Origin of the sequence: Rhizobium sp. Leaf371 (assembly GCF_001424045.1) — a bacterium.
Taxonomy (GTDB): domain Bacteria; phylum Pseudomonadota; class Alphaproteobacteria; order Rhizobiales; family Rhizobiaceae; genus Ferranicluibacter.
In genome coordinates, this window is record NZ_LMQB01000028.1 from 161,713 (window position 1) to 177,515 (window position 15,803).

General features: G+C 63.2%; 15 protein-coding genes. 13 read left to right on the forward strand and 2 right to left on the reverse strand.

Going from position 1 to position 15,803, the window contains the following annotated elements; genetic code table 11:
- Positions 1-11: 11 nt before the first annotated feature.
- Positions 12-1,613: an ABC transporter substrate-binding protein gene (locus tag ASG39_RS20785; RefSeq protein WP_062596858.1), complete on the reverse strand. Its 1,602-nt coding sequence runs from the start codon at positions 1,611-1,613 to the stop codon at positions 12-14.
- 140 nt (positions 1,614-1,753) lie between these two features.
- On the opposite strand from ASG39_RS20785, the gene ASG39_RS20790 reads away from it, so the two are divergent.
- The 4 genes from ASG39_RS20790 (at position 1,754) to ASG39_RS20805 (ending at position 6,221) form a co-directional block, all read left to right on the forward strand.
- Positions 1,754-2,458: a FadR/GntR family transcriptional regulator gene (locus tag ASG39_RS20790; protein ID WP_162242469.1), complete on the forward strand. Its 705-nt coding sequence runs from the start codon at positions 1,754-1,756 to the stop codon at positions 2,456-2,458.
- Between the two features lie 72 nt (positions 2,459-2,530).
- Positions 2,531-3,511: a mannonate dehydratase gene (locus ASG39_RS20795; RefSeq protein ID WP_062596859.1), complete on the forward strand. Its 981-nt coding sequence runs from the start codon at positions 2,531-2,533 to the stop codon at positions 3,509-3,511.
- A gap of 116 nt (positions 3,512-3,627) precedes the next feature.
- The gene (locus ASG39_RS20800) at positions 3,628-4,950 is read left to right on the forward strand and encodes a GH1 family beta-glucosidase (RefSeq protein WP_062596860.1); all 1,323 of its coding nucleotides are present in this window, start codon (positions 3,628-3,630) and stop codon (positions 4,948-4,950) included.
- Positions 4,951-5,039: 89 nt separating this feature from the next.
- The gene (locus tag ASG39_RS20805) at positions 5,040-6,221 is read left to right on the forward strand and encodes a lactonase family protein (RefSeq protein ID WP_156468227.1); all 1,182 of its coding nucleotides are present in this window, start codon (positions 5,040-5,042) and stop codon (positions 6,219-6,221) included.
- A 117-nt stretch (positions 6,222-6,338) separates the two neighbouring features.
- Here the strand turns inward: ASG39_RS20805 and pcaQ are convergent, their stop codons facing one another.
- Positions 6,339-7,298, reverse strand: coding sequence for a pca operon transcription factor PcaQ (gene pcaQ / locus ASG39_RS20810; RefSeq protein WP_062596861.1), 960 nt, complete (start codon positions 7,296-7,298; stop codon positions 6,339-6,341).
- A gap of 85 nt (positions 7,299-7,383) precedes the next feature.
- On the opposite strand from pcaQ, the gene pcaD reads away from it, so the two are divergent.
- The 9 genes from pcaD to ASG39_RS20855 all read left to right on the forward strand — a co-directional run bounded on the left by pcaD (position 7,384) and on the right by ASG39_RS20855 (position 15,670).
- Positions 7,384-8,202 carry a 3-oxoadipate enol-lactonase gene (gene pcaD / locus ASG39_RS20815; RefSeq protein ID WP_062596862.1) on the forward strand — a complete coding sequence of 273 codons (819 nt, stop codon included), beginning with the start codon at positions 7,384-7,386 and terminating at the stop codon, positions 8,200-8,202.
- Complete coding sequence (gene pcaC, locus ASG39_RS20820) at positions 8,199-8,621, forward strand: 4-carboxymuconolactone decarboxylase (protein WP_062596863.1); 423 nt, start codon at positions 8,199-8,201, stop codon at positions 8,619-8,621. Before pcaD ends, pcaC begins: the two co-directional genes overlap by 4 nt.
- Positions 8,618-9,358 carry a protocatechuate 3,4-dioxygenase subunit beta gene (gene pcaH / locus ASG39_RS20825; RefSeq protein ID WP_062596864.1) on the forward strand — a complete coding sequence of 247 codons (741 nt, stop codon included), beginning with the start codon at positions 8,618-8,620 and terminating at the stop codon, positions 9,356-9,358. The genes pcaC and pcaH overlap by 4 nt, the downstream gene beginning before the upstream one ends.
- Before the next feature lies 1 nt (position 9,359).
- Complete coding sequence (gene pcaG / locus ASG39_RS20830) at positions 9,360-9,980, forward strand: protocatechuate 3,4-dioxygenase subunit alpha (RefSeq protein ID WP_062596865.1); 621 nt, start codon at positions 9,360-9,362, stop codon at positions 9,978-9,980.
- A gap of 3 nt (positions 9,981-9,983) precedes the next feature.
- Positions 9,984-11,048, forward strand: coding sequence for a 3-carboxy-cis,cis-muconate cycloisomerase (locus tag ASG39_RS20835; RefSeq protein WP_062596866.1), 1,065 nt, complete (start codon positions 9,984-9,986; stop codon positions 11,046-11,048).
- A 239-nt stretch (positions 11,049-11,287) separates the two neighbouring features.
- Positions 11,288-12,334 carry an aromatic ring-hydroxylating dioxygenase subunit alpha gene (locus ASG39_RS20840; RefSeq protein WP_062596867.1) on the forward strand — a complete coding sequence of 349 codons (1,047 nt, stop codon included), beginning with the start codon at positions 11,288-11,290 and terminating at the stop codon, positions 12,332-12,334.
- Positions 12,335-12,337: 3 nt separating this feature from the next.
- The gene (locus ASG39_RS20845; protein ID WP_062596868.1) at positions 12,338-13,069 is read left to right on the forward strand and encodes a GntR family transcriptional regulator; all 732 of its coding nucleotides are present in this window, start codon (positions 12,338-12,340) and stop codon (positions 13,067-13,069) included.
- A gap of 21 nt (positions 13,070-13,090) precedes the next feature.
- Positions 13,091-14,059, forward strand: coding sequence for a PDR/VanB family oxidoreductase (locus ASG39_RS20850; protein WP_062596869.1), 969 nt, complete (start codon positions 13,091-13,093; stop codon positions 14,057-14,059).
- 159 nt (positions 14,060-14,218) lie between these two features.
- Positions 14,219-15,670, forward strand: a complete 1,452-nt coding sequence (locus ASG39_RS20855) for an aldehyde dehydrogenase (RefSeq protein WP_062596870.1) — start codon at positions 14,219-14,221, stop codon at positions 15,668-15,670.
- Positions 15,671-15,803: the final 133 nt, after the last annotated feature.

A 15,803-nucleotide genomic window follows, 5' to 3' on the forward strand; every position in this document is an offset into this window, starting at 1 on the left:
GATCGCCTTGATCACGGGGCGTCTGTCTTGGAGACGGCCTCGACGCGGGTCAGGGACCACGGGTGGCCGCTGTAGCCCTTTACGCGCCCGCTGACGACGATCGGCTCGAAGCGCTCGAACATCGGCAGGACCGCGGGCTTCAGCGCGATGAACTTTTCCTGGATCTGCCGGACGAGGTCCAGACGCTTGGCATCGTCGCGTTCGCGGTTTGCCTGCTCGCGTAGCGCGTTGAGGTCCGGAATGTCCCAGGCCGAGCGCCAGACGAAGTTGCCGGCATTGTTGGCTTCCTTGGCATTGTTCGGATTGGACGCGAAATTGTCGAGCGAGCCCAGCGCCGTCGGCATGAAGGAGCCGGTCTGCGGCAGGAGCAGATCGAAATCGCGTGCCCGGTGCGCCGCGACGATATCCGCGCCATTGCCCTGCTGGATCGTCACCGTGATGCCGATTTCGGCAAGGCTTGCCTGGATGGCCGTCGCCATATCGACGCGCGGCGTCTGGGAAATCGTCTTCAACGTCAGCGACAGACCGTTGGGATAGCCGGCATCGGCCAGAAGCTTCTTGGCCTTCTCCGGCTGGAACGACCAGTCGGGATTGGGGATCGCACCTGCCCAGTCCTCGGGAACGGGCACGTTTCTCCAGCGGCCGTAGGAGCCGAGGATCGTATCCGCGATGCCCTTGTAGTTGATGCCGTAGGCGATGGCCTCGCGCACTTCGGGCTTGGCGAGAGCCTCTCGGCCGGCATTCATCGCCAGCACGTAGTAACCGCCGGTCTTGACCTGATCGATGACAAAGCCGGCCTTCGTTTCGAAGGTCTTGACGTCGGCGGCCGTCAGCGCATTGGCAATGTCGATATCGCCGCGCTCGAGCATCAGGCGGGCCGCTTGGCTCTCGGGAACGTGCCGCATCACGATGCGGCGGATCGCCGGCGCGCCGCCGCGATAGTCCTTGTTGGCTTCCAGCAGGACGATGTCGTTCGGCGTCCAGCGGCGCAGCGTGTAGGGCCCGGAACCGGCGGCCGTCGTTCGCAGCCATTCGTTGCCGTAATCGCCGTTCTTCACGTGCTTTTCGACTTCGACGCTGTCGACGACGCTCGAAACGCCCATGGCGAGACGATAGAGCAGCGCCTCGGGAATGACCTTGTCCGTCAGTTCGATCCGGAACGTCTTGTCATCCACGGCGGAGACGAGGCTCTCGATATTGTCTGCGGTGTAGCCGGCTGTCTTGTAGTTGGTCGATGCCGACTGATCGAGCTTCATGAGACGCACGATCGAGAACACCACGTCCTTCGCGGTGACGGGATTGCCCGAGGTGAAGGTGGCGTCGCGCAGCTTGAAGGTGATGCCCTTGTCGTCCACGGTCCAGCTCTCGGCCAGCTGCGGCTTGATCTTGTAGCCATCCGTCTGGTCGGAAAAGACGAGGCGATCATACGTATTCGCCAGAATCTCCTGCGTCTTGACCTCCGTGCCCTGCTGGGGATCGAGGGACAGGACCTGTGCAAGCGAGGTGCCGATGATCAACTGATCGTTCGGGGTCTCCGCCACCACGGCCGTCGCGCTGCCGAGAGACAGGCCAAGCGCCGCCCCCACCAGAAGCGGTGAACAAAAAGGCTTCATCGAAATTCCTCCCGGAGATCATCTAGTAAGTCACGTGGTATGTCGTATGATGAATATGTCGATTTTGAGAAAGCCGCAATAGCAAGTCTTAAAATGTGATAACCGGTTGGGCGAGACACCAGGGGCGAGGGAACAGGGCATTGAAGATGGTAGCGAACCGAAGACCGCGTCTTGCACAGGGTGTGATCGACGAATTGAAGCGCCAGATCGGGACGGGAATCCTGCCGCCCAAATCGCAACTGCCGACAGAGCCGCAACTGGAACGGCAGTTCTCCGTCAGCCGCACGGTGGTGCGCGAAGCGATCGCCGAACTGCGCGCCGCGGGGCTGGTGACGCCGATTCAGGGCAAAGGCATGTTCGTGACCGATGCCATCAGCCGGCCGTCTGTTCTCCTCACCCCGATCGAGCTGGAAAGCGTCCCGCAGACGCTCGAACTGATCGAATTCCGGATGGGTGTCGAAGTGGAAGCTGCTGGAATTGCTGCATATAGGCGCTCTGCCTCGCAAGAGGAGGCTATTCGTGTGGCGCATCACGAGATGGCGCGACGGGTCGAGTTGAGCGAGCCGACCGTTGAGACAGACTTCCTCTTCCACCGGGCCATCGCCACGGCCACCAACAACCGGTACTTCGCCGAAGCGCTCAATCGCTATGGCCAGCGATCCATTCCGCGCGGGCAGTTTCCCACGCTTCCCGATGCCAATAGCAAGACCTATCTCGCGGGTGTCCTGGCCGAGCATGAACGTGTTCTCGACGCCATTTCCGATCAGGATCCTGAGGCGGCCCGGCTTGCGATGCGGGACCATCTCGTGGCAAGCCAGAAGCGATATCGGCGTCTTGCACGCTGAAGGGAGCATGCCCGGCGCCCTCGACAAGAGCTGAAATTCATATTATGTCATACCACATTTAGGAGGCATGACATGTATGTAGGAACGCAACTTGCCGCGCGTGACGACGATGATTATCGCGTCTGGTCGCAACTCGGAGTCAACCACATCTGCGCCGATCCGGATGGTCCCCTCGACCGCTGGTCGCTCGATGACCTGACGCGGCTGCGCGAGAAAGTCGAGAGTTTCGGACTTGTCCTGGACATGATCCAGTTGCCGTTGCCCTCGAGCCCCATCGAAACGGCGACCTATCCCGACATCCTTCTGGCGGGGCCGAATCGCGACCGGCAGATCGATGCGATCTGCGCGCTGATCGAAAACCTGGCCAAAGCCGGCATTCCCGCCGCCAAATACAATCTCAATCTGATCGGCATTCCCCGCACGCCGGACGAAAAGGGCCGGGGCGGCTCACTCAACGCGTCCTTCCGCTGGGACAAGACCGATCAGAACGCCGCCCCCGGTCTTGCCGGCGTCCTGTCCGAAGAGGAAAACTGGGAGCGGATCGACTACTTTCTGGAACGCGTCGTGCCTGTTGCCGAATCCAATCGCGTGCGTCTTGCCTGCCACCCGCACGATCCCTACACGCCGCCCGGCTACAAGGGCGTGACGCGCGTGCTGGGCACGGTGGATGGGCTGAAGAAATTCGTCACGATGCGGGAGAGCGCCTATCACGGCCTCAATTTCTGCCAGGGCACGGTTGGCGAGATGCTCGACAATCCGCGCGAGGAAATCGAAGACGTCATTCGCTGGTTCGGCAGCCGGAAGAAGATCTTCAACCTCCATTTCCGCAATATTCGCGGTCGCAAGCTTTCCTTCACGGAGACCTTTCCGGACGAGGGCGACATGGACATGGCGCGTTCGCTGAAAGTCTACAAGGAGGTCGGCTATCCCTACATGATCATGCCGGATCATGTACCGGCGATTGCCGGCCGCGACCCGCAGGGTGTCGCCTTCGCCTATTGCTACGGATACACCGCCGGCCTGCTGCAGGCACTGGATGCCTTCGGCGCTTGATACTGTCTTCGGCCGTCCGTGCGGCGGCCGATCATGACAAGCTGGTCTGACGGATCGGCTTGGAGAGCCTGTCGTGCCGATGATGCCGACGGCGGTACCAGACTTGGGAGCGCACCATGTTTTCTCACAAACGCGCCGATTTCGGCCCGGATTTCGTCTTCGGCGTTGCCATGGCCGCACATCAGATCGAAGGCGGCCAGAGGGATGGCCGGGGATCGTCGATCTGGGACACCTTCGCCGCGACACCCGGCAACACGAGGAATGCCGATACCGGCGTCATCGCCTGCGACCATTACAATCGCTGGCCTGAAGATCTCGCCCTCATCCGCGATGCCGGCTTCGATGCCTATCGCTTCTCCTTTGCCTGGTCGCGCCTCCTTCCCGAAGGGGTCGGCACGGTCAATCGCGCCGGTCTGGATTTTTACGACAGGCTGATCGACGGCATGCTGGAGCGAGGCATCAAGCCCTTCGCCACGCTTTATCATTGGGACCTGCCGAGCGCCCTGCAGGATCGCGGCGGCTGGATGAACCGCGATACCACCAAGGCCTTTGCGGATTATGCGGCCATGGTCGGCCGGCATTTCGGCGATCGGCTGGAGAGCATCGCGACCTTCAACGAGCCTTGGTGCATCACCGTGCTCAGCCATTTCATGGGCGTGCACGCACCCGGCTACAGGGATGTTCGGGCGACGGCACGCGCCATGCATCATGTTCTTCTGGCGCATGGTCTCGGGATCTCCGCCATGCGCGAGGAAGCTGCGGGCGCCAAGCTCGGCATCGTCGTCAATATGGAGAAAGCCGAGCCCTACAGCCAGACGCCCGAGGATATCGAAGCGGCGGCTCTTGGAGACGATATCTTCAATCGGTTCTTCCTCGATGGCGCCATCAAGGGGCGCTATCCCCAGCGCGTCACGGATATCCTGGAGCCGTATCTGCCGACCAACTGGCAGGATGATCTCCCGGCGATCAGCCCGCCGATCGACTGGATCGGCATCAACTACTACACGCGCTTTCTCTACAGGCACGATGCCAGCGTGCCCGTCTTTCCGTTCGTCCAGGTCCGTGGCGATCTGGAGAAGAGCAATGTCGGTTGGGAGATCTACCCGCAGGCACTCACGGAATTCCTGCTTCGCACCGCCGGTGACTATCCCGGCCTGCCGATCTACGTCACCGAGAACGGCATCTCCGAAACAGACGAAGCGAAACGCATCGCCTTCTTCGACAAGCATTTCGCCGCAATTCGCGCGGCGCAGCAGCAGGGTGCCGACGTCCGCGGACACATTGCCTGGACCCTCATCGACAATTTCGAATGGGCGGAAGGCTACGACCCGAAATTCGGCCTCGTCGGCATGGACCCGGTGACGCGCGACCGGCAGCCCAAGCAGAGCTATTACGACTTTCAGGCCATGCTGACAGACGGGCGCCAGCCAACGGCATAGGCCTTGCAGACGACCTCCGTCGGCGGAAGAGACTTTGGCGCTCTTCTGCGGCGGCGAACGCTCATCCCTTCAAACGTCGAGGAACGCCCATGTCCAAGATCCGCCCAGCCGCATTCCTTTGTTTCACGATCGGCGTCGCTTCGATGGCGCCCGTGACACTCGCACGTGCTGACACCTTCGTTTATGTCTCCGCCTCGACGGAGGGGAAGATCGACGCCTATAAAATGGACGAAGCGAGCGGCACACTCACGGCGATCGGGGATGTCGCGGCCGGCAACGCGGTCATGCCCATGACCGTCAGCCCGGACCGGACGCATCTCTATGCCGTGGTCAGATCCCAGCCGTACCGCGTGTTGACCTACGCGATCGACCCTTCGAGCGGAAGCCTGACGGAAAAGGCATCGGCCGCGCTTCCCGACAGCATGCCCTATGTCTCGATCGACCCCGCGGGCAAGCTTCTGTTCTTCGCCTCCTATGGCGGCAACAAGATCGCCACTCTGCCGGTCGGATATGGTGGTCTGGTCAAGGATGGCGCCAAGCAGGTCGTTCTGACGGGGCGGAATGCGCACGCCATCGTCACCGACCGAAGCGGGAAGTACGTGTTCGCAACCAATCTCGGGTCCGATACGGTGCTTCAATACAAGCTGAATGCCGAGACGGGCCTGCTGGAACCGAACGATCCGGCATCCGTGCAGACCAAGCCGGGGCAGGGGCCGCGCCATATCATCGTCTCGCCCGACAACCGGTCCGTCTATATTCTGACCGAACTCACCGGCGAGATCATTCACTACACACTGGATGCGTCCATGGGGACGCTGACCGAAAGGGATACCGCAATGATCCTCCCGCCCGGTTCGACGCTGGAGCCGGGCGTTGCCCCACCGCCACCGCCGCCGTTCACTGCGCCCCTGGCGCCACCGCCGGCCCCTGCCAGCGCCGTCGCGCCGCCCCCGCGGATCTGGGCTGCCGATATCGCCATCACCCCCGATGGCCGTTTCGTCTATGCCACCGAGCGTTCGACAAGCATCATTACGGCTTTTGCGGTCACGCCCGAAACCGGCGCGTTGAAGCGGCTGGACAGCGTCGGCACCGAGAAGCAACCGCGTGGCATTCGGATCGACCCTGCGGGTCGATTCCTGATCGCGTCGGGCGAGAAATCCGACAAGCTTTCGGTCTATTCCATCGACCGGAAGACCGGCGCGCTGACGGAACATGGCCGCTATCCCGTTGGCAAGGGCGCGAACTGGGTCGAAATCGTCGACCTGCCATGACCGCGCGCCTTGAATGCCAACGGGCTGCATGAGGGAGCAGCAGAAACGTTTGCGATAAGCTCGTATCAGCCGGATGGGCCGTCCGTGTCGGAGTTTCGGCGTGAGCCGACTATCCCGTCATGTCCGAACTGTCCGATGCCGTTCGAAAGCCGTCCGCCCGGCGGATGCGGTCGCGCGGATGGCCTGTATCAACAGCGTGAGCGGCAGGGTGGGCAAGCTGTCCGCCCGCATGGTCAGGCCCACGGGTCCTTGCGTGTCGACCGTGTCGAGCGGCAGGGCGGCGAGGACGCCATCGGCGATATCGCCGGCGACGACGCCCTCGGAAATGATCCAGACGGCATCGCTGATGCGCAGGAAGGCGCGACCGAAAGCGTCGGACACCGTCTCGATCTGTGTGGGCAGCGTCGGCACGCCATTGGCGATCAGATACTGATCGACGATCGGCCGGATCACGGATTGGCGCGTCGGCATCAGCACGGGGCAGGTGCGCAATCCGGCAAAGATATCGGCGCCACCCGCAAGAAGCGGATGACCTGCGCGCACCGCAAAGACGACGTGTTCCGAATAAAGGTGCTCGAAGACCAGGCCCGTCATCTTGTCGGGGGCCGCCAGACGACCGACGACGAGGTCGAGATCGCCGACGCGCAACTGTTCGAGCAGGACGGCGTTCTCGCCGGTCACCACCTTGGTGGGGCTGCCGGTCTTTTCGGCAAGAAACAGCGCCATTGCCTGTGGCATGATCTGCACGGACACGGTGGGAAGCGCGCCGATGCGCACCGGCGGTCCGTGGTGCATCGTCTCCTGCGAGACCGACGTGATCGCCTGGCGAAGGGCGGTCAGGGTCGCCCCGGCATGGCGGAGAAAGACGTCGCCATGGCTCGACGTGCGTACACCCCGTCCATCTCGCTCGAGAAGCGCGACGCCCAGAATGTCCTCCAGTTCGCGGATCGTCTTGGTCACGGCCGGCTGGCTGACATGCAGGATGGCGGCGGCCTTGCTGACGCTCTTCTGCCGCGCCACTTCGACGAAACTTTGCAGGTGGCGGAACTTGATCCGGGGATCGACGCTATCAAGCATAACTGTATGGTTATCCTTTGAGGACAAAAACTCATTTTACTGAACCGGATCGTCGTTGCAATATCGCGTTTGGGAGGGTGAGGCGATGGATTTCCTGCAGGTCGGCGATGCCGCACTTCATTATCGGACGGTCGGCCTCGATCCGGCTGGCCTTGCCGATGACAGGCCGGTGATTGCCTTCGCCAATTCGCTCGGCACCGATTTCCGCATCTGGGATGCCGTACTGGCGACGCTCGGCCCGGCTTTTTCCTATGTCCTGCACGACAAGCGCGGCCACGGCCTGTCCGGTGTCGGCACGCCGCCTTACACGATCGAAACGCATGCGGACGACCTTGCCGCCTTGCTCGACCATCTCAAGGTCGGGAAAGCCATCGTCTGGGGCCTGTCCGTGGGCGGGCTGATCGCGCAGTCGCTCTCTGTCCGCCGTCCCGATCTCGTCCAAGCGCTCGTGCTCTCCAACACCGCCCACAAGATCGGCGCGCCGGAGATGTGGGACGCCCGCATTTCCGCGATCATGTCAGAAGGATTGGACGGGATGGTCGATCCCGTGATGGAGCGCTGGTTCACGGCCCCCTTCCGGACCGCGGACAACGCGCTGTATGCCGGGTGCCGGGCAATGCTCGCGCGTCAGCCGGTCGATGGCTATTGCGGAACCTGCGCTGCCATCCGCGACGCAGATTTCACCGAGGACGCCCCGCGGATTGCGGTGCCGACGCTCTGCATTGCCGGCGACCAGGACGGCTCGACACCGCCCGATCTCGTCCGCTCCCTGGCCGCTCTGATACCGGGCAGCGTGTTCGCGCAGGTGTCCGACTGTGGCCACATTCCCTGCATCGAGCAGCCGGACGCCTATGCGGCGACCGTCGCTGCTTTTCTGAAGACCTTGCCGGAGACGAAACGATGAACGACGCGCCGTCCGAACGCTATCTCAAAGGCATGGAGACACGACGTGCGGTCTTGGGTGATGCCCATGTTGACCGCGCGAGCGGTCTGGCCACACCCTTCGACCAGCCGTTCCAGACGCTGATCACCGAAGCGGCCTGGGGAACGGTCTGGTCGAACACGCACTGGACGAAGCGCGAGCGCTCGATGGTGACGATCGCGCTTCTGGCCGCATTGGGGCATGACGAGGAAGTGGCCATGCATGTGCGTGCCACGGCTCAGACCGGTGCGAGCGAAGACGATATTCGCGAAGCGCTGATGCATGTGGCGATCTATGCCGGCGTTCCCGCAGCAAACCACGCTTTCAAGATCGCGCGCGCTGCGCTGGCGGAACGTTCAGTAGGTGCAGCGCAACCAGAGATACCGGAGGAGAGGACATGACCAACCGTCCGCCCGAAACCACGCCGTTCTTCGCCCGCGACCGCGCCGTCCATCCGCCGGCATATACGCCGTCCTACAAGACCTCGATCCTGCGTTCGCCGCAGCGCGCGTTGATTTCGCTGGAAGGCACGAAGAGCGAGATCACCGGGCCGGTCTTCGGTCACGGCATGCTGAACCCGCTCGATAACGACCTGATCCTCAACTATGCCACGCCCGGCGAAATGCCGATCGGTCCGCGCATTCTGGTCCACGGTCGCGTGCTGGACGAGCGCGGACGGGGTGTCGCCGGCGCCCTGCTGGAGTTCTGGCAGGCCAATGCCGGCGGTCGCTATCGCCACAAGAAGGAAAGCTATCTCGCCGCCATCGATCCGAATTTCGGCGGCGTCGGACGGACCATCACCGACGAGGACGGCGGCTACTGGTTCAAGACGATCCAGCCCGGCGCCTATCCCTGGCCGAACGGCGTCAATGACTGGCGTCCGGCCCATATCCATTTTTCCGTGTTCGGCCACGGTTTCCAGCAGCGTCTGATCACGCAGATGTATTTCGAGGGCGATCCGCTTATCTGGATGTGTCCGATCGTCAAGACGATTCCGGACGAGGATGCCGTCCGCCGGCTGATCGCGCCGCTCGACATGAATGCGACGATCCCCATGGATATGCGCGCCTATCGTTTCGACATCGTACTGCGCGGCCGTCGCTCCACCCTGTTCGAGAACCGCCCGGAGGGCAATTGAGATGGTCCAACCGCTCCAGTATCTCAAGGAAACCGCCTCGCAGACCGCCGGTCCCTATGTTCATATCGGCTGCACGCCGAATTTCGCCGGCATTACCGGCGTCTTCGACAAGGATCTTGGTTCGGGCGCCCTCTACAACGAGCAGACGCGCGGCACGCGCATTACCGTACGTGGTACGGTTTTTGACGGCGGTGGATATCCGCTGAAGGATGCGCTGGTCGAAATCTGGCAAGCGGACGATGCCGGCTTCTACAACAGTCCGAGCGAAACCCGCGGTGCGGCCGATCCGCATTTTCTCGGCTGGGGCCGCTCGCCGGGCGATATGGATACCGGCGAATTCGTCTTCGAAACCATCAAGCCAGGCCGGGTGCCTTTCAAGGACGGGCGCTGGATGGCGCCGCATATCACGGTCTGGATCGTGGCCCGCGGCATCAACTTAGGCCTGCAGACCCGCCTGTATTTTCCGGAGGAGGAGACGGCCAATAGCGAGGATCCGGTCCTTGCCCGGATCGACCACAAGGATCGCATACCGACGCTGATCGCCAAGCGGGAAGGGGAGAACACCTATCGTTTCGACATCCGGCTGCAGGGCCAAGGCGAAACCGTGTTTTTCGATATCTGAACCATGAGCCTTTCTCCTTTCGAACATCCGTTCCTGTCCGGCCTTCTCGGCGATCCCGAGATTATCAGCCTGTTTTCCGGTGAGGCCGATATCGAGGCGATGCTGAGGTTCGAGGTCGCGCTGGCGCAGGCGCAGGCCGACTGTCGCGTCCTTGCGGACGAGGATGCGGCCTTCATCGCATCACGGCTTGCCGGTTTCGCGCCGGACATGGCCCTCCTCGCGCAGGGCGTCGCCCGGGATGGCGTCGTCATCCCCGAATTCGTCAGGCAATTGCGCATGGCTGTCGGCGGCCCTGTGGCGGACAAGGTTCATTTCGGCGCCACCAGCCAGGATGTCATCGATACGAGCCTGATGCTGCGGTTGAAGACGGCGACAGATATTCTGGCCTCGCGGCTGGCAGACTGCATCGGTGCGCTTGAGGCGCTGGACCGGCGCGATGGCAAGCGGAGCATGATGGGCTACACCCGGATGCAGGCGGCCATTCCAATCGCCGTCTCCGATCGCATCGGTTCATGGGTGGCCCCGCTTCGGCGATCGAAGACGCGGCTTGCGGCGTTTGCAGCACAGGGCTTCGCGTTGCAGTTCGGTGGCGCCGCGGGCACGCTGGAGAAGCTCGACAGCAAGGGCGAGGCGGTTCGCGCCGCGCTTGCCGCGCGCCTCGGCCTGTCCGACCGCGCGCAGTGGCAAAGCCAGCGCGATGGCATCGCGGAGTTCGCCGGTCTTCTGTCGCTTCTGACCGGAAGTCTCGGCAAGTTGGGGCAGGATGTGGCTCTGATGGCGGAAGCGGGTGGCGAAATCCGTTTGACCGGCGGTGGCGGCTCCTCCGCCATGCCGCACAAGCAGAACCCGGTAACGGCAGAGCTTTTGGTCACGCTCGCCCGTTTCAACGCCACGCAGGTGTCGGCCATGCACCAGGCGCTTGTGCACGAGCAGGAACGATCCGGCGCGGCGTGGATGCTGGAATGGTTGAGCCTGCCCCACATGGTGGCTGCGACCGGTGTCGCCTTGTCAACGACCATCCGCCTGACCGCCTCTATCGCTTCCATGGGCAGCGACACCAAAGGCTGAGGGCGGGTCCACGTCAAATTTCAAGGCACGAGGACAGCCTGCAAAGCGTCGATGGCGCCGAAATTTCGCCACGCCCGAGAGGCGCGGGCGCGTCCCGCTCAAGGCTTGCGGCAAACATTTCCGATAAGGAATGTGTACAGGAATGCGATTAATCTGCTGATTATCGCCGATTACATCGATAATTGACATTCTCTGTATACAGGTGGTATGCTTTAGCGAACGCTTGGAGGAGTGAAGCGATGAAACCTCAGACATTTCCTGTGAACGCATGGTACGCTGCCGCCTATGACGTCGAAGTCAAGCGGGCGCTGTTGTCTCGAACCATCTGCGGCACGCCCGTCGTCATGTTTCGCAAGCAGAACGGGAAGGCCGCGGCACTCGCCGACACCTGTTGGCACAGGCTGCTGCCGCTCTCCAAGGGAGAGCTGCACGGCGATAACGTTATCTGCGGCTATCACGGGCTGGAATTCGACGAGACGGGCCGCTGCGTCTACATGCCGTCTCAGGAAACCATCAATCCTTCGGCCTGCGTCAAGAGCTACCCGCTGGAGGAGCGCCATCGCTTCCTGTGGATCTGGATGGGCGATCCGGCTCTTGCCGATCCGGCCAAAATCCCCGACCTGCACTGGAACGACGATCCGGAATGGGCCGGCGACGGCAAGGTCATCCATGTGAAATGCGACTACCGGCTCGTCGTCGACAATCTCATGGACCTCACCCACGAGACCTTCGTGCACGGCTCATCGATCGGCAACCGTGCCGTCGCGGAAGCGCCCTTCACGGTCACGCATTCCGATACGACCGCGACGGTGACACGCTGGATGGAGGGGATCGATGCGCCGCCCTTCTGGTCGGATCAGTTGCGCCGGCCCGGCAAGGTCGATCGCTGGCAGATCATCCACTTCCAGGCGCCGTCGACCGTTGCCATCGACGTCGGTGTCGCGGTTGCCGGCACGGGCGCGCCGCAGGGCGACAGGAGCCAGGGCGTCAATGGTTTCGTGCTCAACACCATGACCCCGGAGACCGACTCCACCTGTCACTATTTCTGGGCCTTCGCGCGCAACTGGGACATCGGCAACCAGGCCTGGACGCATAAGCTGCGCGAGGCGGTCGCGGGCGTCTTCCGCGAGGACGAAGACATTCTCGAAGCCCAGCAGAAGGCCATCGAGGCAAACCCCGACCATGTCTTCTACAATCTCAACATCGATGCCGGATCGATGTGGGCGCGCAAGTTGATCGACCGCATGATCGACGGCGAACAGGCCGTCCGGCTGGCCGCGGAGTAGGACATGGAGCCGAAGCGGGACACGCAGACGCTGAAAGCCCTGCTCGGTGTGCGCGACATTGTGCTCGGCGGAAGCATGGCTGCCGGCGAGCGCCTTTCCGAAGTCGCCCTCTCCGAAATGCTCGGCGTGTCCCGCACGCCGCTCCGGGCCGCGCTGTCGCGGCTGGAGCAGGAAGGGTTGCTGGAGCTGATCCCGTCGGGCGGCTATGCCATCCGCAGCTTCACCACGGCCGACGTCTTCGATGCGATCGAACTGCGCGGGCTGATGGAGGGAACGGCGCTTCGGCTGGCGGCCGAACGCGGCGTGCCGGCAGCGCGGCTCGGGCATCTCCGGTCGCTGGTCCGCGCGCTCGACGAGGCGTTTACCGACCGTCTGGAGAACATGCATTTCGAGCGATATGTCGAGCGAAATGCCGAGTTTCACGCGGCGCTGGCCCTGCTGCCGGGCAGCGAGACCATGCGGCGCGAGCTGGAACGGATCGTGCAACTGCCCTTCGCCTCGCCCAGCGCCTTTCTGGAGAAGCAGGAGGACGTTCCGGCCTTTCGCCAGTCGCTGGTTTTCGCGCAGCGGCAGCATCGGGACATGGTGAGTGCGCTGGAAGGCCGCGAAGGCGCGCGCGCCGAATTTCTGGGTCGCGAACATGCGCGGCTGGCGCGCAAAAATCTCGAATTCATCATGAGCGAGGATCGCAGTCTGATCCTGAAAGTGCCGGGCCTCGCACTGGTTGTCGCGTAAAAAACTCTGGGAGGAGACACGATGCGCATGAACATGGAGTGGCGGCAGGCAAGCGTCCGCTCGACCGCGGAAATCGCCGAAGGGGTCCATCGGGTCGAGTTCGACGTGCAGGGCACGCTTCCCCCCTTCGATCCCGGCTCGCATACCAATATCGCCGTTCTCATCAACGGCGCCCGCGCCATCCGCACCTATACCTGTCTGCCGGCCCCGGCAGGCTGTCTGGCGATTGCGGCCAAGCGGCATCCCAACAGCCGCGGGGGATCGCGTTTCATCGCATCGCTCAGACCGGGCGATGCGGTCGAGGTGACGGCGCCGGAAAACCGCTTCGAGCTGTCCTGGCGTGCCAGCCGCTATCTGCTGATCGCCGGCGGCATCGGCGTCACCCCCATCTACGGAATGGCGCGTACGCTGGCGGCAGCCGGTCAGGACCTGCGCATGATCTATGGCGGTGCCTCGCGCAGCGTCATGCCGTTCATCGATGAACTCTCCGACCTTCTGGCCGACAGGATCGAGGTCTTTCCCGCGGACGAGGGCCGGACTCTGGATCTCGCCCGCGAGATCGCTGCCCTGCCGGAGAATGGAGAAGCCTATGTCTGCGGCCCGCTCGGACTGCTGCAGGCCGTCAAGCGGGTCTGGCTCGAAAGCGGTCGTCCGGTCAGCCGTCTGCGCTACGAAGTGTTCGGCGACAATGGGACATTCACCGAGACCGCCTTCGAGGTCTCCGTGCTCAATCGCGGCATCCAGACGACGGTCAGGCCCGACCAGTCGCTGCTGGATGCGCTGATCGGCGCGGGGGTCGATATGATCTACGATTGCCAGCGAGGCGAATGCGGGCTCTGCGCGGTGCGCATCGTCGAAGCGGACGGCGACGTCGATCACCGCGACGTCTTCTTCAACGAGGCGGAAAAGGCCAGCAACGAGCATATGTGCGCCTGCGTCTCGCGGTTCACCGGGGGTCGCGCCGTGATCGATATCGGCTATCGAACCTAGAAACGGATGCAGCCCGGCGATGCGGACGGCATCGCCGCGTGTGAGGCCGGGACTGCGCGCACTATGCGGCGTGCATCTGCGCCATGAGCCGCCGCCTGCTCGACCTCTTCCGAAAACATCGCACTGAAACCTGCCTATTCATCGACGGAGACGACACCCATGACGACAACCATTCCTTTGCTGATCAACGGCTCCGAGCGTGACGCCGAAGGCGGGCATACCTTCGACCGCATCAATCCCTATACCGGCGGTGTCGCGACGACGGCCGCCGCGGCCAGTCTCCGCGATGCCCAGGATGCGATCGATGCGGCCGCGGCGGCATTCCCTGCCTGGTCGAAGACAGGGCCCGGCGAACGGCGCAAGATCCTTCTGAAAGCCGCAGATGTCATGGCGTCCCGCGTCGCGGAATTTTCCGAACTGGTGACCGTGGAAACCGGCGCGACCGGTCCCTGGGGTGCCTTCAACGTGATGTTTGCCGCAAGCATCCTGCGCGAAGCCGCGGCCATGACGACGCAGATCTCCGGCGAGGTCATTCCCTCCGACAAGCCGGGTTCCCTGTCCATGGGCATGCGGCAGGCGGCCGGGGTGTGTCTCGGGATCGCGCCCTGGAACGCGCCGGTCATCCTCGGCACGCGCGCCGTCGCCATGCCGCTGGCTTGCGGCAACACCGTCATCCTCAAAGCCTCCGAGCAGTGCCCGGGAACGCATCGTCTGATCGCCCAGTGCCTGGTCGATGCCGGACTGCCGGCCGGCGTCATCAACGTGATCACCAACGCCCCGGAAGATGCGGCCGGGATCGTCGAACATCTGATTTCCGACGACAGGGTCCGTCGGGTGAATTTCACGGGCTCGACAAAGGTCGGCAGGATCATCGCCGAACTGTGCGGCCGGCACCTGAAACCGGCTCTCCTGGAGCTCGGCGGCAAGGCACCGCTGATCGTGCTCGACGACGCCGATATCGACGGCGCCGTTAATGCGGCAGCCTTTGGCGCCTTCGCCAATATGGGGCAGATCTGCATGTCGACCGAACGCCTCATCGTGCACGAGGCGGTGGCGGACGAGTTCGTCGCAAAGCTGGCAGCCAAGGCGAAAAGCCTTCCGGCGGGCGATCCGCGCGGCCATGTCGTGCTGGGGTCGATGATCAGCGCGGCAGCCGCCGCCAAGATGGACGATCTGACCGCCGACGCCATATCGAAGGGCGCGAGACTGGTGGCCGGCGGCAAGCGCGATGGAAGCGTCGTGGAGGCAACGCTGCTCGATGGCGTCACGCCCGACATGCGCCTGTACTCCGAGGAAAGCTTTGGTCCCGTGAAGCCCGTCATCCGCGTATCGAGCGAGGAGGATGCCATCCGCATCGCCAACGATACCGAATACGGATTGTCGAGCGCCGTGTTCAGCCGCAATATCCAGCGCGCCCTCTCGGTTGCCGGACGCATCGAATCCGGCATCTGCCACATCAACGGCCCGACCGTGTTCGACGAAGCCCAGATGCCGTTCGGCGGCGTGAAAGGCAGCGGCTACGGCCGCTTCGGCGGCAAGGCCGCGATCGCCGAATTCACCGAGCTGCGCTGGGTGACTATCGAGGACCCGAACCAGCATTATCCTTTCTAGGATTTTGCCGGCATCGACATCGGAAGGGTGGCGTTTCCGAAACGAGTCGGACCTCTCGGGGGGACGATCTCTGAGGCGACCGTTTCAGGCAGCCATCGACCGGGCATTGTCAGGCCCGGTCGATTTGTCCCGT

Excerpts from the sequence above, each read along its gene's own strand:
- ASG39_RS20785 (WP_062596858.1), bottom strand. The coding sequence starts at position 1,613 with ATGAAGCCTTTTTGTTCACCGCTTCTGGTGGGGGCGGCGCTTGGCCTG.
- ASG39_RS20795 (WP_062596859.1), top strand. The coding sequence starts at position 2,531 with ATGTATGTAGGAACGCAACTTGCCGCGCGTGACGACGATGATTATCGC.
- ASG39_RS20800 (WP_062596860.1), top strand. The coding sequence starts at position 3,628 with ATGTTTTCTCACAAACGCGCCGATTTCGGCCCGGATTTCGTCTTCGGC.
- ASG39_RS20805 (WP_156468227.1), top strand. The coding sequence starts at position 5,040 with ATGTCCAAGATCCGCCCAGCCGCATTCCTTTGTTTCACGATCGGCGTC.
- pcaQ (WP_062596861.1), bottom strand. The coding sequence starts at position 7,298 with ATGCTTGATAGCGTCGATCCCCGGATCAAGTTCCGCCACCTGCAAAGT.
- pcaD (WP_062596862.1), top strand. The coding sequence starts at position 7,384 with ATGGATTTCCTGCAGGTCGGCGATGCCGCACTTCATTATCGGACGGTC.
- pcaC (WP_062596863.1), top strand. The coding sequence starts at position 8,199 with ATGAACGACGCGCCGTCCGAACGCTATCTCAAAGGCATGGAGACACGA.
- pcaH (WP_062596864.1), top strand. The coding sequence starts at position 8,618 with ATGACCAACCGTCCGCCCGAAACCACGCCGTTCTTCGCCCGCGACCGC.
- pcaG (WP_062596865.1), top strand. The coding sequence starts at position 9,360 with ATGGTCCAACCGCTCCAGTATCTCAAGGAAACCGCCTCGCAGACCGCC.
- ASG39_RS20835 (WP_062596866.1), top strand. The coding sequence starts at position 9,984 with ATGAGCCTTTCTCCTTTCGAACATCCGTTCCTGTCCGGCCTTCTCGGC.
- ASG39_RS20840 (WP_062596867.1), top strand. The coding sequence starts at position 11,288 with ATGAAACCTCAGACATTTCCTGTGAACGCATGGTACGCTGCCGCCTAT.
- ASG39_RS20845 (WP_062596868.1), top strand. The coding sequence starts at position 12,338 with ATGGAGCCGAAGCGGGACACGCAGACGCTGAAAGCCCTGCTCGGTGTG.
- ASG39_RS20850 (WP_062596869.1), top strand. The coding sequence starts at position 13,091 with ATGCGCATGAACATGGAGTGGCGGCAGGCAAGCGTCCGCTCGACCGCG.
- ASG39_RS20855 (WP_062596870.1), top strand. The coding sequence starts at position 14,219 with ATGACGACAACCATTCCTTTGCTGATCAACGGCTCCGAGCGTGACGCC.